General features: G+C 39.8%; 23 protein-coding genes. 11 read left to right on the top strand and 12 right to left on the bottom strand.

The genetic code is table 11. The features are described 5' to 3' along the window. Positions 1-476 precede the first annotated feature (476 nt). The 3 genes from ettA (at position 477) to JWQ54_RS13630 (ending at position 3,658) form a co-directional block, all read left to right on the top strand. The gene (gene ettA, locus JWQ54_RS13620) at positions 477-2,159 is read left to right on the top strand and encodes an energy-dependent translational throttle protein EttA (RefSeq protein WP_299585550.1); all 1,683 of its coding nucleotides are present in this window, start codon (positions 477-479) and stop codon (positions 2,157-2,159) included. Between the two features lie 277 nt (positions 2,160-2,436). Continuing rightward, positions 2,437-2,808: a hypothetical protein gene (locus JWQ54_RS13625; protein ID WP_299585552.1), complete on the top strand. Its 372-nt coding sequence runs from the start codon at positions 2,437-2,439 to the stop codon at positions 2,806-2,808. 136 nt (positions 2,809-2,944) lie between these two features. Further along, a complete protein-coding gene (locus JWQ54_RS13630; RefSeq protein WP_299585554.1) occupies positions 2,945-3,658 on the top strand; it encodes a hypothetical protein in 714 nt (237 codons plus the stop codon). A 175-nt stretch (positions 3,659-3,833) separates the two neighbouring features. Here JWQ54_RS13630 and JWQ54_RS13635 read toward each other — a convergent pair whose 3' ends face one another. Both JWQ54_RS13635 and JWQ54_RS13640 read right to left on the bottom strand, forming a co-directional pair. Beyond that, on the bottom strand, positions 3,834-5,810 hold the full coding sequence (locus tag JWQ54_RS13635; protein ID WP_299585556.1) for a glycoside hydrolase family 97 protein: 1,977 nt from the start codon (positions 5,808-5,810) through the stop codon (positions 3,834-3,836). 150 nt (positions 5,811-5,960) lie between these two features. Beyond that, positions 5,961-8,009, bottom strand: coding sequence for a M13 family metallopeptidase (locus JWQ54_RS13640; protein WP_299585558.1), 2,049 nt, complete (start codon positions 8,007-8,009; stop codon positions 5,961-5,963). 309 nt (positions 8,010-8,318) lie between these two features. Between JWQ54_RS13640 and JWQ54_RS13645 the strand changes: the two genes are divergently transcribed. From JWQ54_RS13645 to JWQ54_RS13665, 5 genes are all read left to right on the top strand, one after another. Then, positions 8,319-8,792, top strand: coding sequence for a ribonuclease H-like YkuK family protein (locus JWQ54_RS13645; protein ID WP_299585560.1), 474 nt, complete (start codon positions 8,319-8,321; stop codon positions 8,790-8,792). Between the two features lie 167 nt (positions 8,793-8,959). Next, entirely contained in the window at positions 8,960-9,799 is an 840-nt protein-coding gene (locus tag JWQ54_RS13650) for a sulfurtransferase (RefSeq protein ID WP_299585562.1), read from the top strand. Between the two features lie 114 nt (positions 9,800-9,913). Then, positions 9,914-10,381 carry a GNAT family N-acetyltransferase gene (locus JWQ54_RS13655; protein WP_299585564.1) on the top strand — a complete coding sequence of 156 codons (468 nt, stop codon included), beginning with the start codon at positions 9,914-9,916 and terminating at the stop codon, positions 10,379-10,381. A 183-nt stretch (positions 10,382-10,564) separates the two neighbouring features. Continuing rightward, positions 10,565-10,729, top strand: a complete 165-nt coding sequence (locus JWQ54_RS13660; RefSeq protein ID WP_299585566.1) for a hypothetical protein — start codon at positions 10,565-10,567, stop codon at positions 10,727-10,729. Next, positions 10,726-11,034 carry an SRPBCC family protein gene (locus JWQ54_RS13665; protein WP_299585568.1) on the top strand — a complete coding sequence of 103 codons (309 nt, stop codon included), beginning with the start codon at positions 10,726-10,728 and terminating at the stop codon, positions 11,032-11,034. The genes JWQ54_RS13660 and JWQ54_RS13665 overlap by 4 nt, the downstream gene beginning before the upstream one ends. A gap of 88 nt (positions 11,035-11,122) precedes the next feature. On the opposite strand, the gene JWQ54_RS13670 is transcribed toward JWQ54_RS13665, so the two are convergent. From JWQ54_RS13670 to JWQ54_RS13705, 8 genes are all read right to left on the bottom strand, one after another. Next, on the bottom strand, positions 11,123-11,980 hold the full coding sequence (locus JWQ54_RS13670) for a hypothetical protein (RefSeq protein ID WP_299585570.1): 858 nt from the start codon (positions 11,978-11,980) through the stop codon (positions 11,123-11,125). Between the two features lie 15 nt (positions 11,981-11,995). Further along, positions 11,996-13,309 (bottom strand): acetylxylan esterase, encoded by a 1,314-nt coding sequence (locus JWQ54_RS13675; protein ID WP_299585572.1) that lies wholly within the window; start codon positions 13,307-13,309, stop codon positions 11,996-11,998. 243 nt (positions 13,310-13,552) lie between these two features. Then, on the bottom strand, positions 13,553-14,887 hold the full coding sequence (locus tag JWQ54_RS13680) for an acetylxylan esterase (RefSeq protein WP_299585574.1): 1,335 nt from the start codon (positions 14,885-14,887) through the stop codon (positions 13,553-13,555). A gap of 2 nt (positions 14,888-14,889) precedes the next feature. After that, positions 14,890-15,732 (bottom strand): hypothetical protein, encoded by an 843-nt coding sequence (locus tag JWQ54_RS13685; RefSeq protein WP_299585576.1) that lies wholly within the window; start codon positions 15,730-15,732, stop codon positions 14,890-14,892. Positions 15,733-15,761: 29 nt separating this feature from the next. Continuing rightward, positions 15,762-16,982, bottom strand: a complete 1,221-nt coding sequence (locus tag JWQ54_RS13690) for an acyltransferase (RefSeq protein WP_299585578.1) — start codon at positions 16,980-16,982, stop codon at positions 15,762-15,764. A gap of 222 nt (positions 16,983-17,204) precedes the next feature. Then, positions 17,205-17,843: a response regulator transcription factor gene (locus JWQ54_RS13695; protein ID WP_299585580.1), complete on the bottom strand. Its 639-nt coding sequence runs from the start codon at positions 17,841-17,843 to the stop codon at positions 17,205-17,207. A gap of 2 nt (positions 17,844-17,845) precedes the next feature. After that, positions 17,846-18,523 (bottom strand): ATP-binding protein, encoded by a 678-nt coding sequence (locus JWQ54_RS13700; RefSeq protein WP_299585582.1) that lies wholly within the window; start codon positions 18,521-18,523, stop codon positions 17,846-17,848. Between the two features lie 771 nt (positions 18,524-19,294). Beyond that, the gene (locus tag JWQ54_RS13705; protein ID WP_299585584.1) at positions 19,295-20,266 is read right to left on the bottom strand and encodes a hypothetical protein; all 972 of its coding nucleotides are present in this window, start codon (positions 20,264-20,266) and stop codon (positions 19,295-19,297) included. A gap of 211 nt (positions 20,267-20,477) precedes the next feature. Here JWQ54_RS13705 and JWQ54_RS13710 point away from each other — a divergent pair, with 211 nt between their 5' ends. The 3 genes from JWQ54_RS13710 (at position 20,478) to JWQ54_RS13720 (ending at position 22,061) form a co-directional block, all read left to right on the top strand. After that, on the top strand, positions 20,478-20,687 hold the full coding sequence (locus JWQ54_RS13710; RefSeq protein ID WP_299585586.1) for a hypothetical protein: 210 nt from the start codon (positions 20,478-20,480) through the stop codon (positions 20,685-20,687). Between the two features lie 70 nt (positions 20,688-20,757). Continuing rightward, positions 20,758-21,252 (top strand): CHAP domain-containing protein, encoded by a 495-nt coding sequence (locus tag JWQ54_RS13715; protein ID WP_299585588.1) that lies wholly within the window; start codon positions 20,758-20,760, stop codon positions 21,250-21,252. 50 nt (positions 21,253-21,302) lie between these two features. Continuing rightward, positions 21,303-22,061 carry a hypothetical protein gene (locus tag JWQ54_RS13720; RefSeq protein ID WP_299585590.1) on the top strand — a complete coding sequence of 253 codons (759 nt, stop codon included), beginning with the start codon at positions 21,303-21,305 and terminating at the stop codon, positions 22,059-22,061. 83 nt (positions 22,062-22,144) lie between these two features. Here the strand turns inward: JWQ54_RS13720 and JWQ54_RS13725 are convergent, their stop codons facing one another. Both JWQ54_RS13725 and JWQ54_RS13730 read right to left on the bottom strand, forming a co-directional pair. Continuing rightward, complete coding sequence (locus JWQ54_RS13725; RefSeq protein ID WP_299585592.1) at positions 22,145-23,443, bottom strand: hypothetical protein; 1,299 nt, start codon at positions 23,441-23,443, stop codon at positions 22,145-22,147. A gap of 154 nt (positions 23,444-23,597) precedes the next feature. Further along, positions 23,598-25,514, bottom strand: coding sequence for a family 20 glycosylhydrolase (locus JWQ54_RS13730; protein ID WP_299585594.1), 1,917 nt, complete (start codon positions 25,512-25,514; stop codon positions 23,598-23,600). Positions 25,515-25,692: the final 178 nt, after the last annotated feature.

Genomic DNA, 25,692 nt, shown 5'->3' on the forward strand with positions numbered 1-25,692 from the left:
TGCCACTGCACAATCCGGCGCACCCCTCTCACGAGGGGAATAAAAAATCTTCCGGACACCCATGGTGACAACAGCAAACAAAGGCAGAAACCTTCACAGCAGCTATTGACAACAACGGAAAAAAATAGGAACACGCTGATTATAAATTAATTACATCGCAACATTCAAAAATGTAAATTTTATATCTATTGATTATCAATTACTTACATTTTTCAATAAAGTCAAATATTTGATAATCAGCATGTTTCACAGCGTTCCACGCCGTTCCGCGAAAAAATGGAACGCTTTGCCGGCTGGATTATTGACCAGGCTGTTTGCCCAAAGTCAAGCTTCCATATTTGGTTTACACGGTAGCAGTCAACTTAATCAACAATAAATAACCTATTCAACTTAATCAAGTTTTACTAATTTAGCCACCTGATTACCGTGATTAACTAATCACTAAATCACCCATTCACCAATTCACTAATTAAGGCATGGCAGACGAAAAAATAATTTTTTCAATGGCAGGGGTTAGTAAGGTCTATCCCCCGCAAAAAACAGTTTTAAAAAACATTTATCTATCGTTTTTTTATGGCGCCAAAATAGGCGTTATCGGTTTAAATGGATCCGGTAAGTCGTCGTTATTGAAAATTATAGCCGGGATAGATAAAACAAACATTGGCGAAGTGGTTTTTTCGCCCGGATATACCGTAGGTTACCTGAGTCAGGAGCCGGTGCTTGATCCGGAAAAAACGGTGAAGGAAGTTGTAGAAGAAGGCGTAGCTGAAACCACAGCTTTATTAAAGGAATACGAAGAGATCAACGAAAAATTTGGCCTTGAAGAGTACTACGGCGATGCCGATAAGATGGATAAGCTGATGGCGCGCCAGGGCGAGCTGCAGGATAAAATTGATGCAGTGAATGCCTGGGAACTTGATGTTAAGCTGGAACGCGCAATGGATGCACTGCGTTGTCCGGACCCAGATACTAAAATTTCAGTGCTATCGGGTGGCGAGCGCCGCCGCGTGGCATTATGCCGCTTATTATTGCAGGAGCCGGATGTTTTATTGCTTGATGAGCCAACCAATCACCTGGATGCAGAATCAATTGATTGGCTGGAACAGCATTTAAAACAATATAAAGGTACAGTTATAGCCGTGACCCACGATCGTTACTTTTTGGATAACGTTGCGGGGTGGATCCTGGAGCTGGACAGGGGAGAGGGCATTCCATGGAAAGGAAATTACTCTTCGTGGCTTGAGCAAAAGGCTAAACGCCTGGCGCAGGAGGATAAAACGGAAAGCAAACGCCAGAAGGCCCTGGAGCGGGAACTGGAATGGGTGCGGATGGGACCGAAGGGCCGTCATACCAAATCAAAAGCGCGTTTATCAAACTATGATAAATTAGCATCCGAAGAGACAAAGGACAGGGAAGAAAAACTGGAGCTGTTTATTCCGCCGGGCCCGCGTTTAGGTAATGTGGTGATTGAGGCTAATGGGGTAAGTAAATCATATGGTGATAAATTATTATTTGATAACCTTAGTTTCTCGCTGCCGCCTGCTGGTATAGTGGGGATAATTGGCCCCAATGGCGCGGGCAAAACCACGCTGTTCCGCCTGATAACCGGGCAGGATAAACCAGATGCCGGTACTTTCCGCGTTGGTGAAACAGTAGCTTTAGGTTATGTAGATCAGCTTCATGATGATCTCGACCCCAATAAATCTGTGTGGGAGAATATTACTAACGGACAGGAAACCATATTGGTAGGTAACAGGCCGATCAACTCACGGGCTTATGTATCCCGTTTTAACTTTAACGGAGCCGATCAGCAAAAGAAAGTAGGCGTTTTGTCGGGAGGTGAGCGGAACCGGGTACATCTTTCTATCACCCTGAAAAAGGGCTCAAATGTTTTATTGCTGGATGAGCCTACCAATGACATTGACGTAAATACTTTGCGTGCACTGGAAGAAGCCCTGGAAAACTTTGGTGGCTGCGCCGTAGTGATCAGTCACGACCGCTGGTTTTTAGACAGGATCTGTACACACATCCTTGCTTTTGAAGGCAATTCGCAGGTTTACTTTTTTGAAGGGAATTATTCGGATTACGAAGAGAACCGCAGGAAACGTTTGGGTGATGTGGCGCCGAAAAGGATTAAGTATAAGAAGCTGACGGTATAACCTCCATTTAAGATTTGACAACTTTTTAAAAGTTGTCAAATCTAATCCTACATTTAGAACTAAAATTTCTTCGTGCGGTTAAATTGATAATGAAGTACAAACATAACCTAAGCACACTTCTGATTATCTCCCTAATATTTTTGAGTGTAAAATCCCATAGCCAGGCCCGCAGCGGGATTGGCTTTGCCTATGGCCCTAACAAGCCTTTTTCCAATGAGTACAACTGGGCAGCGGTTTCCAGGTGCTTGGTAATATAACCCTAAGTGATAAATGGGCTATGGTTCCAAATTTTGGATGCGACAGGCTGAATTCTAAGAACAGGATGTATTATGATCCCGCTAGTTTTAATAACAGAAGAGCATTAAATATCGACTTGTTTTACCTGGGCGCAATGGGTAAATATTGCTTTAACAAATACGTTTTCGCAAAAGCCGGCCCCATACTTTACGCAGGCGGTGGAAATGAAGACATAGCTGCATTAGGCATTGGCGGCACGGCGGCCGGTGGCATTAATTTAATTCTCGACAGGCACAACACTATTGAGGCATCATTGTATACCACGGTAATAAATATAGAATCGACAAGTAATGGAATTACCCCGGTAGCCGGGTTAAAGTTTGCTTATGTTTTTAATTTTAGGGGTGAGTAGCAGGGGTTTTTATAACCAGTTTCTGATCCTATGGGAGAGCCAATATCGGTAGCAAAAACAATGAAGAAAGATTTTAGGAACGTAATAATAATTCCATATTTGTTTTATTTATATATTCGGTCAAATAAACCCCCTTATGCTACAAAAAAACCTTACGCTAATTTTACTTGGTATTGCCCTGGTATTTTTCTCAGAAGCTTCGTTGGCACAATTCCCTGGTATGCAACAGGTAAGGACCCAAATGAATAACCAGTTTATAAACCAGCAAATGAACATGATGATGCGCATGAACATGTCAATGCGCTCAAGAGCAAGTAATTCGAGTAAAATACCCGGGGCTGAAAACGAGTACACCTATAAGGTGGTTATGAAAGATGGCCCCCAACAAACGATAACTTCATACATTTATTTTGATACTTTGCAGAAAAAAAGTTACCTGCTGCTTGTTGATAAGCGTTACCCAAGATCCGACACTGCACATCGGAAAGTAAAAATATATTCCACCCAAACTATCAGCATTTCGCGTGATGTAACGCCATCCAATCCCGACGATTCAGCTAAGCAGGTATGGTTTGATGGCATGGCTACCGATAGCTGCTGGCTGTTCCACGCCATAAAAGGCAAAATCAATTTATATTCGTTTGTGAGTGAATTTGGCAACTCGTATCTCTTCGATCCTTCCACAATCGCTGCCGTACAATATGGTACAAGCGTTATGGGAAAGTTTGAGCCAGATGCATTAAAAGCATTTATCGGCAATGACGAAAAGGCAATGAAATATTTTGATAAAAAGGATTATTTTGATGCAGTGAAAAGATATAATAAGGATGCTGCAAAATTACCAGACTAAATTGAAATTTTAACGTACGGACCACATGAGGAATGTCCTTTTATCCGGATTATCCTTTGATAAATATATAATGTATGTAGTTTTCTAAAGACTTTCGACGTGAAAAATGATCCCGCCGGGACTACTGCTATATGTTTAATGGTTAATAAATAAGATAAAGTTTAACAACAAAAGGTTATTCTTTTACCAGTTTTATTAAAAAACCTCCGCCGGGTGCAAGGTGTATTTTAATTATATCATCTTTTTTTATGCTGATATCATTTAAAATATAATCGGCAGCATAGCGGTCAGCATTTACGCCATCTTTGCAAATTGTGGCTTTATAGCTACCGGAGGCATCAAGAAAATCAAATTTAACAGCTACATCCCTTGGCGTCCAGTTACTCATACCAGCAATAAACCAGTTATTGCCTTTTTGCCTTGCTGTAACTATATATTCTCCCACCTTTCCGTCTAATACATTTGTTTGGTCCCACGTAGTTGGGATGCTGCCCAGCAGCTCCATAAATTTAGGTTCCAGCCATGCCTGCGACGGATTGCCGGAAAATATTTCCATCGGGTTATCATATACAACAAACATTGCAAGCTGATGGCAACGTGTGCCCTGACTCATCACCATGCCTTCAATTGGCCTGAATCCTTTTTTGGTAGCATTATTTAAGATACCCGGCTCGTAATCAAATGATCCTGCCAGCATTCGCGTAAATGGCAGCGTTACATCATGGTTAGGTGATGCTTTATCACTTCCAATATTATTTTCAGAGCCAAGCACGCCTTCTCTTGTAACATTATTTGGAAACGTTCGGTTAAACCCTTTTGGTGGATAAGCGCCGTGGTACATGATCATAATATGATGCTCTGCACAGGCCTTCGCAATCCGGTAATAAAAATTAACCATCTTTTGATCATCTCTATCCATAAAATCTGTCATGATAAAATCAACGCCCCATTTATTAAACTGGTTTAAGGCGCTCTCAAGCTGCCTGTCTAAAGTATGGGCCAATGTCCACATGCTTATTTTAATCCCCTTTTCTTTTGCGTACGCAACTATCGTATCCATTTTAATAGCAGGATTAATTTTAAAAAAGTCCAGGTTATCACTCCAGCCTGCATCCATCATTATCCTGTCGAATCCAAACCTTTTTGCAAAATCAATATAATATTTATAAGACGCAGTATTAACGCCCGACCTGAAAGACACATTGAAAAGGTTAACGTTAATGGTCCATTCATCTGTTCCCTTGCCTGGCCGTACCCAGGAGGCATCACCAATTCTGGAAGGGGAGGCGAGCCGGTAAACAATATCATTGGAAGGTAATTGCCTGTCTTCATCAGCAAGCATTAATACACGCCATGGAAAGGTTCTTGTACCTTTTGTTTTTGCTATGTAGTCTGCTCTTTTTGTAACTAACGATTGCGGGTATTCGCCACCGGTCATTTTTTCTTCGAGGGGATATGGTGCAAATACTGCTTTTAAAACGGCTGATCCGGTTCCGCTTAAAAACATTCCCGGGTAATCTTCCAGGTCTGATTCCATAATGGCAATTTTTGGATTAGCTGGCGGCGCTACCAGTACAGGCGTATAACCAACCTCTGTATTTTCAATTGAATGAAGTTTCCTTAACGGATATAATTCTTCAAAGCTTGTATGAAAAATATCGGCATCATCCCTTTTATGTATTGCGGGAAAATAGGCCGCTGAAGATTCTAAAAAATGAAATGATGCAACTTCATTTTGTACCGTAATAGAATCTTTAAATGATGTAGAAAACCGGTAAGCAACACCATCATCATATACGCGGAATTCTACCTTATAAGGTTTTCTGAATGCTATCGATATTAAATTATAATCATCTTTAATCTTTTTTCTTTTTTCTGGTACAGGAGAAATAATTTCAGCAGTGACCGATTTTGATACATGCGATTTAATACTGTTATTAAATGAGAAACTTTGATTGTTACTTAATAACATGTCGGCCTCCGAGGGTCTCAACACTATTACACCATTTACATAGATGCAGTAATTCAGATTTTTTTTCATCCAAATTTTTACACATATTTTTCCAGAAGGAGAACAAACAGACAATGTATCTGCACATGTTGCATTGAAAGCGAAACATAAAAGAATTACAGCTGGCAAATACTTTTTCATATAATTTAATGATAACCTTATAAAGTGGAATAGTTAATAAATGTAGTTAATGTTATAGAAAAATGAGCACCTCGGATTTGAATTAAGGCTGCCCAAAACAAAAAATGCCACCCAAAACCGGATGGCATTTACATTATCTATTGATTACAATTACCAAACCTTCACTCTATCCTTTTCTTCACGGTACATTTTATCGCCGGGTTTTATATTAAAGGCTTTATAAAATTCGGGCATGTTTGACACAGGGCCGATAACACGATACATTGGTGGTGAGTGCGGGTCAACGTTAATTAACATTCGTGTTATCTCATCACTTCTTTTTGAACGCCATACTTGTGCACATGAAAGGAAAAAACGCTGATCGGGTGTAAAGCCATCTATTTTAGTGTTACCCTTTCCTTGTGCCGTATTTTTAAATGCCTGGTAAGCGATAGCCAAACCGCCGATATCAGCAAGATTTTCTCCCTGGGTTAAGCTGCCGTTTACATGTACTCCGTTTAAAACGGTGAACTGATCATACTGATTGATCATTACTTGCACCTTACTTTTAAATCTTGAAGCGTCATCAGCGGTCCACCAATCTTTCAGGTTGCCATCTTTATCATACTGCCGACCCTGATCATCAAAGCCATGGGTCATTTCGTGACCAATCACCAAACCAATTGCTCCATAATTAATGGCGTCATCAGCATCTTCATCAAAAAAAGGATATTGCAATATGCCAGCAGGGAAAACTATCTCGTTAAAAGTTGGGTTATAATAGGCATTTACTGTAGGCGGCGTCATGGTCCATTCAGATCTGTCAACCGATTTATTAACCTTTTTTATCATCTCTTTATAATCGTGCTTAGCTATAGCCTGCAGGTTATTATAAAAGGCATCTTTGTTAATGTCAACGTCGTCATAATTCTTCCACTTATCAGGGTATCCTATTTTTTTGGTGAAGATGTCCAGCTTTTCAATCGCACGTTTTTTAGTTTCGGATCCCATCCAATCCAATTTTTCAATGCGTTCATGATATACTTTTTGCAGATTATTTACTAAGTCGAGCATCCGTTTTTTTGCTTCGGGAGTAAAATATTTTTCAACATAAAGCTGACCCAGCAGTTCGCCTAATCCGCCATCAACGCGGTCAACAATTGTTTTCCAGCGCTCCTTTTGTATTTTCTGTCCATTTAATGTTTTTCCATAGAACTGGAAATGGGCGTCCACGAATTTTTTACTTAGTGACGATGCCGCACCATCCAAAACGCCGAAAGCCGCTTTATCTTTCCATACAGTAACAGGCACGGTTTTTAACAAGCTATCCAAAGCCTTGTAATAGCGGGGCTGTCCAACCAAAACGGTATCGGTTTTTAAATCCATGCGTTCAAAAGCGTCAGCCAGGTCAATATCAGGTACCTGCTTTTGAAAATCGGCAACCGCAAGCTTATTATAGTTTTTTACAGGGTCGCGCAGCTCAACCGGGCTTAAATGCGAATTAGCTATTGCTGTTTCCAGCTTTAAGATCCCGTCGGCTTTGTTTGCGGCAACTTTTGCATCCGAACCAGTTAATGTAAACAGTTTGGTTATATATTTAACATATTCATCCCTGATCTTCTTTGATGCCGAATCGGTTTTTGTATAGTAACCTTTCTCGGGCAGGGTTATGCCTGTCTGGTCAAAATGAGCGGCGTTTTTATTACTGATCCTGTCATCCGGAGAAACATAAAATCCAAATAAAAAGCCATCGCCATTCTTGTAACCATCGGCAGCCAATTTTAAAAGGCCCTTATAATCTGTTATAGCATCAATTTTTGCCAGCAATGGCTTAACGGGTTCATAATCCAGCTTTTCAATGGTGGCGGTGTCCATCCCGCTTTTATACAGGTCGGCTACTTTTTGCTCCTTGCTGCCTGCCGGGTTATCGTCAACAGACACATCGTCGAGTATGCTGTGCAGGTGCTTTTGATTGTCGTTGTAAAGTATATTGCCCAATCCCCAGCTGCTTTCATTCCCGGGGATCTTAGTGTCTTTTATCCATTTGCCATTGGCGTATAAAAAGAAGTTTTCTCCGGGCTTTACCGTAGTATCCATTCCTGTTTTGTCGAAAAATACGGTGCGTTTAGGCAAGTCAGCCGATTGATCTTTTTGGGATTGTTTACATCCCGCCGCAATAAACACAGGCACAGCAAACAAAAGGTATTTTACTAATTTCATAATTTAGGTTTTATATGATAAAGATATGTTTTTTTGTGATTACCCCGATTGTAGACGATTTCACCGATTTTAATTTGGTGATATGCTACAGGCTTTTCTCCATCTTCAAATTTTCAAAAAACACCTCATCAAATTTCCCTCATCCGCACATCTGCACATCCTTCATCCGCACATCCACCCCCAACCTGTTAATATTCAGCTAAATGTTAACAAATAAATCACATTGTATTGACGTTTATATGGAACGTTATCGCTTATTTTTATAGACCGTAAAAAGGTCAGCTAAAATTTAACCCTAAAAATAAATTTATGACCTGGAGAAAATTTAGCGGCGAGATCATTAATTCGCCCATTTTAGAAGAAGTAGAAAAGGCCATTGAAAGGGAAGCCGACCTTGGCAACAAGCTAAAAGTATGTATTGGTACCGATTCGCAGGTAAAAGGCACAGTAACTGATTTTGCAACTGTAATTGTTTTTTTACGTGAGCAGCGCGGCGGATTCATGTTTATCCACCAGGAGCGTACCTCACAAAAAATGAGCATCAAAGAAAGAATGCTTTCCGAAGTGCAGAAATCAATTGATATTGCCTACAAGCTTTGCGACTTGCTGGACCTGTATGATGTTGACCTTGAAGTACATGCCGACATTAACACCAACCCGATGTTTAAATCGAACCAGGCCTTGCACGAGGCTATGGGTTACATTTTAAGTATGGGTTTTGTTTTTAAGGCTAAGCCCGAAGCATTTGCCAGTTCATACTGTGCAAATAAAATGGTTCAGTAAAATTGCTGAAAACAACTGCGGTGTATCTATATTTGATATTTATATGGAAGAAGAGTCAGGAATCAAGAGGTCAAGAATCAAGATAAGAAGGTGAAATAAGCCGGTTTTCTTCTTGATTCTTGACTTCCTGATTCTTGCTTCAAATTCTACTAACTAAATATCAAGCTATGTCACCACTAATTGAAATCAACGATCCGGCTTTTGCCGGCGCTAATACCATTCTTATCGATGCCCGCGGAGGGCAGGATTCCTATCAGCGTTACCTGGCCGGGCACTTAAAAAATGCCATTTATTCCGATCTTGACCAACACCTGGCAGCTAAAGTTACTGATGCCGCTATAGGTGGAAGGCATCCTTTGCCGGCGGTTAAAAGTTTTTCAGCCTTATTAGGAAGCTGGGGCATTACCTCTGATAGCCGTGTAATTATTTATGATGACAAGTCGGGTGCCTTTAGTGCTGCCAGGTTATGGTGGATGCTGAGATCATTGGGCCATGAGCAGGTACAGGTATTAAATGGGGGAGTGCAGGCAGCTGTTAAAGCGGGCGTAGTATTAAGCACTGATGCTTATACGCCAACACCCGTAAAACTTTACCATACACATGGTGATTATGCCGGTACAGTAGATATTGAAGAAACCGGAGCTGCTGCTCAGGATGAGAGGCGCTTAGTGATTGATGTGCGTGAAACACCACGATACCTTGGCCAAACAGAACCAATAGACCTTATTGCAGGCCATATCCCGGGCTCGGTAAATCTGCCTTATATATTAAATTTAGATGCTGATGGCAAATATATGCCCGCCGAAATATTAAGAAGTATGTATCTTGATGCTATAGGTGATGTAGCGCATGATGAAGTAATTGTGCATTGCGGATCAGGTGTTACAGCGTGTCATACACTTTTGGGGATGGCTTATGCCGGCATTACTGAACCTAGATTATATGTAGGCTCGTGGAGCGAATGGTCAAGAAGAGATTTGCCAATGGCAACGGGGAATAATAATTAGTGAATTGCTGAATTAGTTATTTAGTGAGTGATGTAAGGTTTGCTTAGTATAAATTACTAATTCGCTAATTCACTCCTTCACTAATTCAATAAATCACTCCTTCACTAATTAAATATGGAACAAATTACTACCAGGAAGGCGCAGTTAAGTGACCTCGGGATATTATTGAGTTTTGAGCAGGGAATTATTGAAGCAGAACGCCCGTTTGACCCGACCATTAAAGAAGGCGAGGTTCATTATTATGATCTGGCGAAAATGATTGCTGCTTCAAATGTGGAAGTTATTGTAGCTGAGCTGAACGGAGAAGTGATAGGATCAGGTTACGCACGTGTCGAAGATTCAAAAATCTACTTAAAACATTCAAGGCACGCCTATTTAGGCTTTATGTATGTAAAGCCGGCGCACCGGGGAAAAGGTGTGAATAATAAAGTTATTGAAGCGCTTAAGCAATGGTCCATCCTGCAAAACATAACCGAATTCAGGCTGGACGTTTACAATGATAACCTGCCTGCAATTAAAGCATATGAAAAAGCCGGCTTTAAAGGGCATATGTTAGAAATGCGGATGGGGTTAGGGGAATAAGAATCAGGACGCAAGAATCAAGATGCAAGAATTAAGAAAGTGATAATAATTAATCTGGCGGATGGAAACAAAGTATAAAACTGTTTAGTTATAAACAGCATTGCATATTTTTATCTTGAATCAAAATAATCCGACTCTCAATTTTTATAAAACTATTCTTCCCGTAAATTCTTAACTCGCAAAGTGAAAACATACCTGGTAAAAACAGAACTGGCCATCCCGATAAGTTTAGATGAAGCCTGGGATTTCTTCTCATCACCATTAAACCTGGCTAAAATTACCCCTAAGGAAATAAGCTTTGTGGTGACTTCAGATCAAACACCCGAAACAAAATATATCCGGGTATGATCATTACCTATAAGATCTCGCCTTTATTGGGTATAAAAATGGACTGGATGACCGAGATAACCCATGTAAAGGAAGGTGAATATTTTGTTGATGAACAACGTTTTGGCCCTTATGCTTTATGGCATCATCAGCATCATTTTAAAGCTATAAAAGGCGGAGTGCTAATGAACGATATTTTATATTACGCAATACCCTTAGGCTTCATAGGCCGGTTAGCCAATACCGTTTTAGTAGGCAAACAACTTAAACAGATCTTTGAATACAGGGAGAAGGCGATAAGGGAGATGTTTGGAGAAATTAGTTGATTAGGTTGGATTAAGTTAGATTGAGTTGAATAGGTTAGTAAGCCTATAACTTAATCAACCTATTCAACTCAATCAACCATTCAACTTCCTACCTGTAATCCAGCCTGTAAATAAATGCAAGGGATACTGAGGTACCTACACCTGTATTACGACCTGTAAGAAACCGGCCGCCGCTTAAAAACAGTGAGGTTTCTCGGGTAAATGAATGGCCATAACCTATTGACGCCTGTAAGAATGAATAATCTTTATTGGTTTCGGGAATTGGCGAAAAGCCTTTATCATTACTTTGCGAATAGATACCGCTTACCGTAACCGCTACTTGGTTTTCGTAATCACTATCAAGCGATACACCAAAAGTGCCATTATACCGGTTTTGAATAGGACCATTGGTGCCAAAATATTGGCGCACCCCGTCGGCGGCATTAAAATAAGTAGCTAAGCTGCCCAAATGGCCTGTACCCGAAAAGGCAAGCTTTAACTCGGCGCCTTCTTCCCCATAGCCTAAACTGGCATTATTTGAATATAGGGGGGTAATAGCAGTACCCTGGATAGAGAAATAATAAATAAAATCAATATTGGCAAGGTAATACCTTAAACCGGTTTCCAGGTCAGTAAGGCCAGAGCTTGTAGTGTTTGACGGCAGCGAAGTAGTGTATTTGTTATACACAAACGGAACTGACGCCACCGCCGCAAAACGCCTGCTAATACCGTATTCAGCATATAAAGTACCACCAAATGACTGAAACTTGCCATTATCGGCAAATTTTTGTTTTATACCACTTGCATCCCATTGTGAATTAGCAAAAAAGTAGCTCGCGGACGGTGCTATTAATAAGCGGCCGGGCCTGGTAGGAAAACCGCCATCGGCATAGGTTATATTATAAGTGGTTGTAAAAAGTATTAGTGTTGAAAATAAAAGTCTTGTAATAGTCTTCAAAAGGCTCATGGTTAATGGTTAATGTTAAAACAATGCAAAAGTATCCCGCATCCAGCGTCCTTCGTATATCACATACTTTTTACCGATCTCGTGCGCCAAATCCCTGAATATGATCAGGTGTTTATCTGACGGGATAATATTGTAAATTGTTTGTACTGTATTTGGAGGTGCAATATTGTCAACCATGCCCATGCCAACTAATGTGCGGCATTTTATACCCGATGCAAAATTTTTGGCATCAAAATAGTCCATATTATTTAACACCTTATCAAAGGTTAATCCCGGCCTGGTATTAACATATTTTTTAATGTCAATAAAGGGCCAGTCAACCTCATCAACCAAATTGCGTATATCACCAAGTATAGGATTCGCAGCTGAACAGAAACTTATACGTTTATCAACGCCAGAAGTTGCAACGGCAAGAAAACCGCCTAAGCTACCCCCCACAGCAATAATATTGTCATGCCTTAACTCAGGCCGGGTAAAAATAAAATCAACGGCACGCACACAATCCATAATAGCACCCCGTAAAACATATTTGTTTTTGTCTTCAATTCCCAGTGTAATGTATGTTTCTTTTCGTACGTTAATAACGTCACGGCTGTTTCCCTGGCCGCGGATGTTTAATGATAGTAGGGCAATATCAGGATCGAGGCCATACAGGGGCTTTAAATCAACCTGGTAACCCGGCAAGGCCAGCATCACCGCAAATTTCTTGTTCTTGTTTTTCGTTATAGGCTCGGTTAGCCATCCGCGGATGGTTAAGCCACCTATGGATTTCATCTCAACTAAAAACACCCTGCGGTTATCTTTGCTTGAGTCGGGCATTTCGGTAACCTTATATTCAGGTTTCACCTTGCCAAGCTCAGCCTTTGCATTATTCCAAAATGCTTCAAAATCGGCAGGTTTGCCATATTGCGAACGGATCTCGTCCGGCCTTATGCCAAATGCTTTGCGGGTTGTATCATCATAATCATTTGTATTGATCATGAAGTTTATTTTATAAAAGCCGGATTTTAAACCAGCTATATTAAAATTATAGCTTGCCGAACTGTTTCTGCCAATTTTTACACGTACAGAATCTGATTTCATTTTTTTTCCGGACTCGGTGGTTACTATATATTTTATCCGGCCTTCCTGGGTAGTGTTATAGGCATTTTTAGCTTCAAAAGTATATGACGCGGTCGAATTAAAAATGCCGTCTTTACTATTAGTGGTAACAACGGTATTTACAGTGCCGTCGTTTGCTTCGCTCTGTGCAAATGCCTGTTTAACTCCCGCCAAAGTGACCAGGAAGCAAGCTATCGCAAGAAATTTATTTGTAAACTTTACCATCATATTAACTCATAAATTTAGCGGGAGCGCTTTAAGCCCCATCCTATTGTTTATAATCAGTATAGCCTGATTTTAACTTTTTTATCTGCCTCGTACGGCTATTACCGTGCCGAAATTCCCCATCCCTATTATCCGTAGCCAATATACTTATTATACGGCTTTTTAAATTGAAAACATCCCTTCCGGCTGTTAATTGTTCTTTTCCTAATTAAATAAGTGGGTAAACAATTCAACAGTTATCCCGGTCTATGGTATCCTGAATTTTTCACGAAGCCATAGGTTTTGAAACATAAAATAATTAAAATTTACCTCATGTGTGGAGTTTGGGACACACACAAATTCCTTATTAGTGCTGCCGATATGGTTGTACAGCGCCATGCTGCAGCGCGGCGGACAAAACCGATCCAACAAGCCAATCCCCATCAGCACCGGGCATTTTACCATTGGCGCAAAATTTTGAGGATCGTAATAATCCCATGTACTGAAAAATTTATCCCACGAAAAACCTGCATGCTGACTTTGATATTTCCTGAATACCTTAAATGGAAAAACCTGGCTCTCATACGATTCCGATATTGAATAGTTATCATGAATATCAGCATACAGCGGTACCTGCATGGTCAACAATTTTACTCTTTTGTCAAGTGCTGCCGTTATTAATGCCAGCGATCCACCCTGGCTTCCGCCTTCAACAAAAATTTTACTGGTATCAATACCCAGGTTAGCATGTGAACATAAAAAATCGAGTCCGCGGAGGCAATCCATGTAAACACCCCGGTATATGTATTTATCCTTATTGTCAATATTTATAACAGAGTAAGTATCTGTACCAACATTTATCACGTCCTTACTATTGCCGTTACCGCGTACATTCAGATCGAACGCAATAAAGTCGTCGTTATCCATATTGGGCTTTAAGGTAACCACATAGCCCGGCACCCGGTAATGTACCGGGAATTTCTTCCCGTCGCGCGGAATAACCAGCCAGCCTCGGATCACCATGTTGCCATATGAGTGCATTTCAACCGCGTAAACTTTCTTTTCATCGGTCGACAGGTCTCTACGCTCAAGCACCCTGTAATTTGGAACCACCTTTGCTAATTGTTCCCGGCTTTGTTTCCAAAAGGCATCAAAATCTTCCGGTTTATGCAACTGCGAGCGGATCTGCCCTGGGTTTACGCCAAACACTCTTTTAACGGTATCGTCATAATCAGGCAGCGTAACTATGAAATTTATATGGTAAAATCCTGTGCTCTTTTTCGGGATCGTTATCTGTAATTCTTTACTGGCGTTGCCCTTAATACTTAAATGAACGGAGTCAACAGCTATCCTTTTGCCTTCATCTGTCGTGATTAGATATGAGATCTTCCCATTTTTGAATTCATTTGTGTTATTATACACTTGCAATTTATATCGTATTTCTTCGGTGCTTTTAAAAAGTGCATTTTTATTTTTAGGAACAGCTTTCAATACGACGTCGCCTGTTTCTTCAGTTTCCTCTTCCTGCATTTGCGCTGTCGCTTTTAATGAAAATGCGATTAAGATGAATGATACAATAATTAAATAGCCGATCCTTTTCATAATTATAATTTTATAACCGCTAAAACCGAACCGCCATAACCAACACCCGTATTCACCCCAAATGGTACATAAAAACCACCCACAAACATGGAAAACCTCCGTGTAAATGTATGCCCAAAGTTTAGCTGCGGCTTAAAAAAAGAATAGTCGCGTGCCGCAAAAATATTATTGTTAAAAGCTTTATTGGAGCTAAACGACCTGAAAAGTAATATATCAAGGCTTAACTGGTTATGCTTTGTAATTGGGTAACCTACTGTGCCGGTAAAACTTATCTGATCAGGCCCCTGTGTGTTATAATACTTGCGGTAACCAAATTCAGCATTAAAATATCCTTTTGAGGAAACTTCTTTTGGCAGATTACCGCAATACATCAGCTTAATTTCAGTACCATAGCTTCCCAGGCCAAGTGGCGAGATTCCGTTATTGCTTTTGTATAAAGGCACAATCCCCGATACACCGATAGAAAGAAACCGTACGTAATTAAAGTTTGCCAGGTTATAGCTGAGGCCGATTGTCATATCACCCAGGCCTGCATCAATTAAAGTATTGCCTGGAACAACTACATTTTGCTGGTATAAATAGGGTATGGTGGCAATAAAATCAAGCCGGCGCGATATGCCGTAACCTATATACAAGTTTGACGAGTAGGAGGTAAAACCGGTACCGGGTGCACCTTTAATTATGTGGTCTTTATCATCAAACCTGTCCTTTTGATGGTAGTATGAGAATGTAGGTACAACCACATTACGATATTTGCCAATAGGGAAGCCTGCAAATGTTTTTAATGGAGCCATTAAAACAAAAAACAAGCAGATGAAAAGGTTTATCGTAACAGTTTTTTTCATTAGGTATTAATCCGTTTATGAATACATCCTTAATCTACAATCCCTTTAGGGCGTGATTTATACTTTATTAAAAAGTTTGATCTGCGGATGTAATGATTTAGCGGTTCTTCAATTAGTTTAAATAAACATACAGAAACGGCGTTTAATACGATAAAGATGAACAGAAGGTTTAAACTATCGTATTCAAAGGGCGAATGCCAGTCCTTCCCCCATTTGTCATATAGTGTAAAAATATAGTCATTCAAATGATTGATGTTATCATGAATAAGGTTATACATCCACCCCAAATGAATAAGATAAAAGATATAAGAGCTTTTGCCAAGCAGTTCAACAAATGGAGTAGCAAGCAGCCTTTTAAAGGCAGTTTCCTCCGTAATGATGCCGTAAAAGAAAAAAGCCACCATCACACATAAAAAATAATTATTGGTAATAATACCTATGGGAGTTTCCAAACCAGCTGCCCATGGTTTTACAATAGGTTGCAGCGCCATTACAAATACACATACAAATATCAGCACGAAGCCACCGTACGTAAAGCTGATTTTATTGGTGCGTTTAAAGCGCTTTTTTAAGATGTACCGGGCCAATTGTACCCCTACAAAAAATTCAAAGCACCTGCCGAAAAAGGTGAAAAGCATTACAAAAGTAAAGTTGCCAAAAAAGCCATGCCAATTTACGTCGCGAAACACAAATACCATTACTATGGCAAATAGGGTAATAATTACCGGCTGGATATAAAATTTATTATATTTTTTAGCGATAAAAAAGATGATTGGCGCTGAAAAATAAAAACATTCCTCAACAGTTAATGACCATCCCTGCGCTATGCCCGTATCCCAGTACTGGTAAAAAAAACCGCGTACAAAGGTGATGTTCATTATCATTAATCCAACCGGGTTTGATGAGCCTTTTGTTATGCTTTGGTCCCTGGTAATAAAATAGTAAACAAAGGCTGCTACGGTTAGCAAAAAATACATGGGGTAGATGCGTGCCACCCTGTTTTTTAAATATTGCTTAAACCAGTCGGTAGTTAAATGGAAGCTGTGGTAATAACGAAACGTGATCAAAAAACCCGACAATACGAAAAAGATACTTACCCCAATGTGGAACTCGCCCAGGAAACGTTGAATAATATGGGGAAAACTACCATCAAAAACGTAAGCAAAGTGGGAAATGAAAACCAGGTAGGCTGCCATTGCGCGTACCCCTGTTAAGGCTGGTATATAATTTTGTACAGACTTTTGTGACAAACCGTTTAAATGTTGTTGAATTTTCTAAGATAGACCTATTTTGAGCGGTATACGCAAAAAGTTAATCTAAGGGTGTGGAAAAGTTTAATTTGATGGTAAATTTTATGTAGAGGCGCCCCGAGTTGTCGGGGCGGCTCTTAATTATATGGTAAGACGGCATTTAGCTTTTATTTGCATTTGGGAGACGCCCCGAGTTGTCGGGGCGTCCCTACCAAACATTAGTCAAAATTTGAATATTTCATTTTGAATAGCATACAAAACAAGGCCGGTGCGTGTTTTAAGGTTTAGTTTAAGAAAAAGGGATTCCCGATAATTATCAACCGTTCGGGGGCTTACAAACATCTGGTCGGCAATTTCTTTATAGGTTGATTCAGAGCAGCACAAGCGTAAAAATTCAAACTCTTTTCTTGAAAAATCAGGCGCTCCATTGTCAGCAACGGTGCGAATCAGTTTGCCCGAAACCATCTCGTTAATAAAAACGCCTTTATCGTTTATTGCTTTAATCGCTTCCAAAAGCTCCCTTGGTTTCGATTCTTTTAAAACATACCCGCCCGCCCCGCTTTTTATCATCCGGATAACTGCCTTATCATCCTCAAACATGCTGAGTGCTAAAACTTTAATCTGCGGGTACTTTTCTTTAACCCATTTTGTGGCAAGGTAGCCGTCCATTACCGGCATATTTATATCCATCAAAATTACCTGTGGCAAAGGATGCTTTGCCAGCTTATGTTGCATTTGTTCGCCATTTTCGGCTTCAAAAACCACCTGTAATTCTTCAAATTCACCCATAAGTGATGCTACGCCATCCCTGAACAGGGTATGGTCATCAACAATGGCTATTAATATTTTCTCTGTTTGCATAATTAAGGATATGGTATAAAAACAGTTATAGTAGCACCTTCATCCGGGTTTGATATAATAGTTACTTCCCCACCAATTATCCCGGCTCTTTTTTGAATATTCTGCAGCCCCATGCCGCTTTGTTCCGATGGAAAATTGCTTGAATTAAAGCCTATCCCGTTATCACTAACCTGTAACTGTAGCACTGCTTCCTGGTAATCAAGTTTTATATTTATCTCAGTAGCCTTTGCATGTTTAATAATATTATTCAAAATTTCCTGCAGGATACGAAAAAGGATCAAATCTTTATCCGGACTATTAACAGCAGGCATTTCTCCATCGTTAGTGTAGCTAACCTTATAATGTCCGGATTTCTCAATCCAGGTTATTTCGTGTCCGATTGCGTCTGATAAGCCCGTAACAACCAATTGATCACCCTGTAGCAATTTTCCCAACAAGCGCATTTCTTTAATTGAGCGAACCGTAAGATCAATAGCCGCATCAATTTTTTGCCTGGCTTTTGGCGCATTTTTCAACTCAATAGAATTAAGCGTTAATGAGGTAAGGCTTAACAGCTGCCCAATATTATCATGGAGATCAGCGCCGATGGTTTGCATGGTTTGTTCTTGTACTTCGAGCTGGGTTTTGGTTATTTCCGCATCGAAGGTGAGCTGCATCAGGGCCTTTTCTTTGATATGCATTTTTTTGCGTCGATTGTGAACAAAAATATAAGCCAGCACGAAAGCGGGTGCCATCAAAAAAATTAGGGTCGATGTTATTACTAACTGTTTAATGTCTTCGTTGCCCATCTTCTACAAATAAATGAATAACTCCAGCAGCCATATGTAATCCAAACTAAAACAACTAAAACAGTATTAATAAAACCATAATAGTCAGGTGTCAGCCTATCGCGTAGCAAATTAATCGTTGTAGAGCCGAAATAATAAAAAAACACCCCCACAACCCACCAAAAATTGGCCGAAAATTCAAAGTTTATATAATCTTTATCTTTTAACAGTAAGTAGAAATAACATAGCGAGTATAACGAAAAAAGAACTGACATTGAATCGTTGGTAGTACTATTTAATAAATCATGTGTAGTATCTTTAAATAAAACAAAGTGATGTTCTTTTACCTCAAAACAATAAATAACTAAGAGGAAAGCAAGCCCGCCTAAAATTACAGGCTTGCTATTAAAATATTTATTAAACAGGCGAAGGAACAACAGACTTATAAAAGTCGCCTCAAAAATTATAGAAATGTTATAAGGCCACTGGTTATTACGATGCAACTGTTTTTTTAAATAAATAGCAAATAGTTCTGTTAAACAGGTAATGAAAAGATAAATCATAATTCCGCGCCACGCAAAGCTTTTATCTCTTCTTAAACAAAGCAGTGCGGTTAAAAAGCAAATCAATTCAATGATAGTATTTGCTGTAAAAAACTTTATTAACGGTATAGTCAAGATTTATTCAATTGCAATTGGTTGGGCACAGTTCGCCTTTGTCCTGGCTCGGCGAAAGCTTATAATCGTTGGAAATATTTTTGAAATTTCTCCTTCCAGTATTTTTTAATGTGTGTTTTTTCGCGGTTTTTAATTTACGAATTGTAGTTCGCGTGTCATCACAATAAAAGTAGTCCTTATTGGTAGTTGAATCAGTTGTTGTAATAACAAAAGTATCACGATCGGCAAACGCATTATTTGTGTCGTCCGCTGAATGGGTCGCGAAATAAATTCTAATGCCGCTATGCAATGGGTTATTTTGAAGTGTTATGGCCAAATAATTAATAAAAACGATATCAAACCAAACACCATACGTATTTATTACGTGTTTCCCAAAGTTCCCAACCAACGTGGTTGCAGCTTTTCTGTTACGAAAATGGTATATGCTAAAATCGCAATCTTTTTCTTCGTCAGGAATGCCAACCCCTGGTGGTATATAGGGTTCATATAAACGTGCGTTGTTTTGATTTTCATTATGTTGTAATTCTCCTTCAAGTGTTTTAAGGTTCACATTAAAAAATAAAGGATCATTTGCAGCATGAGTATAATAGTCCATGTGCCAATTATAAGTGGTGTCATGGCTTTTGAATGTCCCCGCAAACTTTGTCGAAACTATTGCAACTTTGTAGGTTGGCTTAATGTTATCATCCAACGTATCTCTGATAAAATATATTCTAACTCCATCGGTATAGTTAATTTTAGCTTTCGGATCGAATTCAGAATTCAATAATCCAGCCATTTTTTTTACTTCGTCTTTGCTAAACCAGATAGTGGTGGGCAGTGGTTTTTGATCCTTTGTTCGGGTATTTTGAAAATGTGTAATCATGGTTTTTGCCACAGATGCATCAATGCCATTTAGTGTAAGTGAGACAGTTGTGGTTTGGGCATTTAATGCCAGTGAAAACAGAATGCTGATCAAAAGAAAATAGGCTTTTTTCATTTCGTTTAAGATTTAAGTTGCAATAAATTTAATGAATTAATTTGTTATTTAACAATCCAAAATTCCACACTAACCATCACATTACCAGCGCGTTTTAACCCTTTTTAATACCGTAAAATCACCCGGTTAAAAAAGGCCTTTTTACGGTATTGCCATTTTATTTTCCTGCTGAGATTTGAGGTATTAAAAACTTATTTAAAATCTTAAAATCATGAACACACAAGAAATTTCAGCCAACGTGAACGACATCAGCCTTACCCCGACAGCAACAGAAGATCATAGCAAGCTTTGTGAAATATGGCCGACTGTAAAGGAGGGACTTGAAATCCTCGTAACTTTTATCAAAAACCCATTCGTAAAGCTTTCTATTAATGCAATCATCGCAGCCGGTGATGCAATAATGAAAAATATCTGCGGATAATAATTATCTCCGCATGGGAGTAAAAAAGCATGCGGAGCTAGTTTTTAAATAGAATAAACTTATAAACTCATTGATAAACTATGCCTCGTCAAACAATATTAATGTTGCGGCTTCGGAAGTCGGAACAAAAGAAAGCCCTGCGGGCTCAAACAAAACAAAATATGGTTTGTGGGCTGGCCTTAACGGAGAAAAATGGTGCGCCATATTTGTTAGCTGGGTTTATGCTGAAGCAAAATGCCAGCTTGAAGAAATTGATATGCCCAAAGGATATGCCAGCTGCCAGGCAGGCTATAATTATTGGAAAAAATCAGGCCAGTTAACCAATGACCCGCAAATGGGAGATATAGTACTCTATGATTGGAATGAAGATGGCCATTGCGGCCATACCGGCATATTTTACAAATGGATCGAGAAAGACAAAAGTTTTCAAAGTTATGAAGGAAACACCTCGGTAGGTAGTGATAGCGATGGTGGAGCGGTAATGCTAAGAAACCGGAACAAGAAATATGTTAAGGCTTTTATATCCCCTAAAGTTATTAATAACCCACCACCACCTATAATATAACCGGCATCGCCGAAAACGGATTTAGAGTAGGCAAACTAAACATTGTTATCATGAAAAAACTACTATTTACTTTATTACTGCTAAGTTCTATCAGCCTGGTTTTCGGACAGACAGCAGATCTAAACGGCGTAACTTTTGGCTTCGGAGCTGGATACAGCCATACCCGTGACAAAACATATGATTATTCACTCACAACGGACAAAGATCATAATTTAAAACTACAGCCCCTAAGTAAACAGGCCTTTGTAATATCATCTGTTATCATGGTTAAACTGGGTAAAATAGCTGTTGATCAGAATGCCAATACATTTGTAAAGCAATCAAAAACCGCAGATTATAATTCACTTATTCAACAGAAATATGACCTTGATAGACAAAATGATTTTTTAATAGATTCGAATAATCCTGACTTTGTAAAATCAAATAACCTTGATAAAAGCGCCCAAGGTCTGGCCGGCGTTAGCTTTTGGGAACACTTATCAATTAACTTGGCGTTGGATCTGGTGAATGTTGCTCCTGATGTATCCTTTAACAAAAATATAAATGGCGGTATAGGGATCGGATATTTTGTTACTGAGAACCTCCAGGTAGCAGCATTTTACGATGTAAGCAGAATTAGCCAGTTGCGTGATTATATAGTTAATTCTTATGAAAATAAGCCTATTCCAAAAGGAGATGGAACAAATTATAATGCGCTGGATAGTAAGGATACAAACCTTTTTTATAATAAAACCCTAAGTGGGTGGTCTTTCAAATTAATTTTCTCTTTGGCTAATAAAAAGCCCCCGCAAACGCCACCGGCTAAATAATAAGGGTTGCCAAATATTTTGTGTAGTTGATGTTAGGGAGAAGGCAGTTCTTTGAGGTTAACCTCCAATTGAATTGCCTTTATTCACCTCCTAAACTCCACCAAATACTCGGAAATATAATCATTCTTATCCCCGTCATTATCCTTAAAAAACAACCTTGCTTTCTGACCCATTTTAACAGATGAATATTTGTTTTTTGAGTTAGCTTCTTCGTTTAAAGGCTGCAATGACGGATACCATAATGTATGTCCCGGTTTATCAAGCAGTAATACTGGCTTGGTCCATTGCTGGGAGTTATTGCCGGTGCCGAGGTCAGGATTTTTGTTGAAGGAAACGTAGATGCTGCTGCCTTTCCAGGATGGGCCTTCGGCTTTTGCCATAAGCATTACCCAGGCATTTAGGTAGGTGTTCCAGCTTACTGATGGCCCCCAATAATATTTGCCGGTCGGTGATGATGCAGGACCGCCCCCCTTTGCCACGGGGATTTGAATAGCCGTGACAGGTTTTCCAACGCCATTATAAGGAACGGTAAATCCCTTTCCATCCCATCTTTTAGCCTTTGCTGCAGGGTTGTCCAAGTCGGCTATTGCTATTCTGGCAATACTGATGCACTGGCCTTTCCATTCATCTTTGGGTTTGTAGGTGTTCTCATTGTATACGCCGGGATAGCCATATTCACCATAAAATAGGTAAAGATATTTACCGTTAGCTACGGCTGAAGGGTCACCAGTGCCGCCTGCAAAATTAGCTGCGGTATTGTTAGGCCGCAGTATAAGCCTTGGCTGCTCATCTTCAATAAAGATCCCACGGTTATCCCAGCTTTGGCCGCCATCTGTTGATTTCATGACGCCTATGCGGCAAACCGCCGACGGTGATGAAGGCCCTTTTAAGCCCTGCGGCCATTTAATGTTTTTGTAGCCTTTACCTGTACCGGCATCATATGGGAGTGTTTCAGGATAATTTTCATTATGATAAAGGGCGTACAGCGTTTTGCCCGACTGGTCCTTTACATCCTGGTATACCGATTCAAACCAGACTGCTCCGTGTAATCCTGGCTTTCCGGGTGGCACATTAGGCGGTAAGCGAGGTTCGGTAAAGTTTTTTTCTTTTGTGCTGAAAGCTTCATCAATAGTACTTCCAGTAGCATATTTAAGGTTGCGCGATGGTCCCCATAAAGGATCCTCACCATATTTGCCCGGAAAGATCATGAATTTATCACCAACCCAAACTTCCGACATATTGCAGTCAACAAAAGATTTGAATACAAATTTCTTTACATGGGTAAGCAGTACCTGTGGACGAAAAGGGGCGGGTTTTGATTTAAAAGAATAAATGAAACACAAAATAGCCAATAATGCTATAACAATTACTCTTTTTTTCATAGATGTATTTATTATAAAGTAAAAAGCCTTGAGTAGTAAGTTCAAAAGTCGGGAAAACTTTTAACTTATAACTCAAGACCTGATTAAAGGCTGTCTTTAGTCTTGAATCAGAACCGAACTTCTGACTCAAGACTGACAACTTAAGACTAAATAACTACTGCCCGTTTCTACCTATCCGGCGTTTAAGCTCGGCTATTGGCATGGTAATCATACGGCCCACCGGCTCTTTACCGCGATAGGTAATAACCCTTAATTGTGTCGCATCTTTTGGTACTTCAATGGGCACGGTGTACTTAGGATAAAACCTGTCGGGATATGAATTGTCAAAGCTGTAATAAATATCAAGATCAGGAATTTCGTTAATCAACTCAACGTTCATTTTATTATCAGCGCTCATTGTTGGCTTAAAGTCAGGGTCGTAAACGCCTGGTGCATATTTTACCTCGGCTTCGTTAAAGCGGGCAAAATGTTTTTCAACTTTCGGATAAAAGCTGTTCCAGTTTTTCTTTTCTCTTGGCGACCATACAGATTCTGATATAGCAAAGCCGCGCGGCCAGGTCATGTACTCAACCTGCCTGAAGTTAAACACTTGCTCGGTCCATAAATTAGCTTGTCCGCCCAATATTAATTTTGCATCGGCGCTATCAGGTACGGGGTCAAATTCGTATGATTTATTTAAACGGAGGGTAGCATATACATGGGGTTCCATAACACGGTCACTTTGCATATAATCAAGGTAAGCAAAAGTGGTAGGGCTCATTACAACCTCATGCCCAAGCTTTGACGCTGTAATGCCGCCTTTTATACCACGCCAGCTCATTACAGCAGCTTTAGGGCCAAGGCCGCCTTCAATAATCTCATCCCATCCCATAAATTTTTTGCCTTTTGATTCTACTATCGTTTCCAAACGTTTCTCAAAATAGCTTTGCACTTCTTCCATATTCTTTAAACCTTCTTTTTGCATCAGTGCTTTAACATCAGCGCTTTGCTCCCAGAAATTTTTAGCGCACTCATCGCCCCCCAGGTGGATATAGCCAAAAGGAAAAAGTTGTGCAACTTCAGTCATAACTTTATCTAAAAAATCATAAGTTTTTTCACTTGCAGGGTTAAGCGTATTATCAACCAAAGCTTTAATACCACCCGCACCAAAATCCATCATATGCTCGCCCGACCGTACCTGGTATTTATCAGCGCCAGGGGTGCATGACAGTTCAGGATAGGCAACTACTGCAGCAAGGCTGTGTCCCGGTACATCCACCTCGGGTAAAATATTCAGAAAACGATCTTTACCATATTGTACCAGTTCTTTAATGTCATCCTGGGTGTAAAAGCCGCCATAGGTACGTGGCTCATCAGGTGTTGGGGCCGAGAAATTTCCAAACTCGCCAACTTTTTTAACATTATAGGCGCCTACAGTGGTTACGCGTGGTAAACTTTTAATTTCAATACGCCAGCCTTCATCATCAGTCAGGTGCATGTGCAACAGGTTGAATTTATAGCGCACCATCTGGTCAATGTATTGCTTAACCTCTTCTTTAGTAAAAAAATGCCTTGATACATCAAACATCAATCCTCTCCAGGCAAATCTTGGGTAATCGGTAATTTCAACACATGGTGCAGTCCATTTTATATGATGCACTTCGGCGCTTTCAATTTCTTTTGGAAATAACTGCATGAGGGTTTGTACCCCATAAAATAACCCGGCAGGCTCATTGGCCCTTATAACCACACCTTTTTTACCAACCCACATATGGTAACCTTCCTTACCTAAAGCGGTATCGGCCTTAGTACTAAGCAGCAGCTTAATTGTGGCGGGTGCTGCGAATTTACTTTTTACAGTAACTAGTGCGCCGGTTGCACCGGTTAGCTTCTTTCTTAAATAATCAGTTACAGGCGTCATTTCTTTGGTTAAAGCTGCCTGGATGGTTACATTTTTAGGTAAAATAAATTTGCCCTGCTTTGTAATTGTTTTTACCGGTTCGGGAATTATAGCCAGTGTGCTTTTGGTAGTTTGGCTAAACGATAAAAAAGAAAACAAAGAGCAGCATAATACTAAGGATAGTTTTTTCATGTTTGATAAAGGGTTTATTGGATAGGGATATCTGCCTGCAAATTATACTTTTTAAATAATATTAAAAAGAATTAGTTGATTAAATTAGTTGATTAGGTTGATTGAGTTAGATTGGGTTGACTAAGTTGGATAATAACGTGGTGGTGAAAAATTAATTTAATCAACTATTCACTCAATC

The sequence above is a fragment of the Mucilaginibacter sp. genome (genome assembly GCF_028288225.1).
In the GTDB taxonomy this organism is placed as follows: Bacteria; Bacteroidota; Bacteroidia; order Sphingobacteriales; family Sphingobacteriaceae; genus Mucilaginibacter.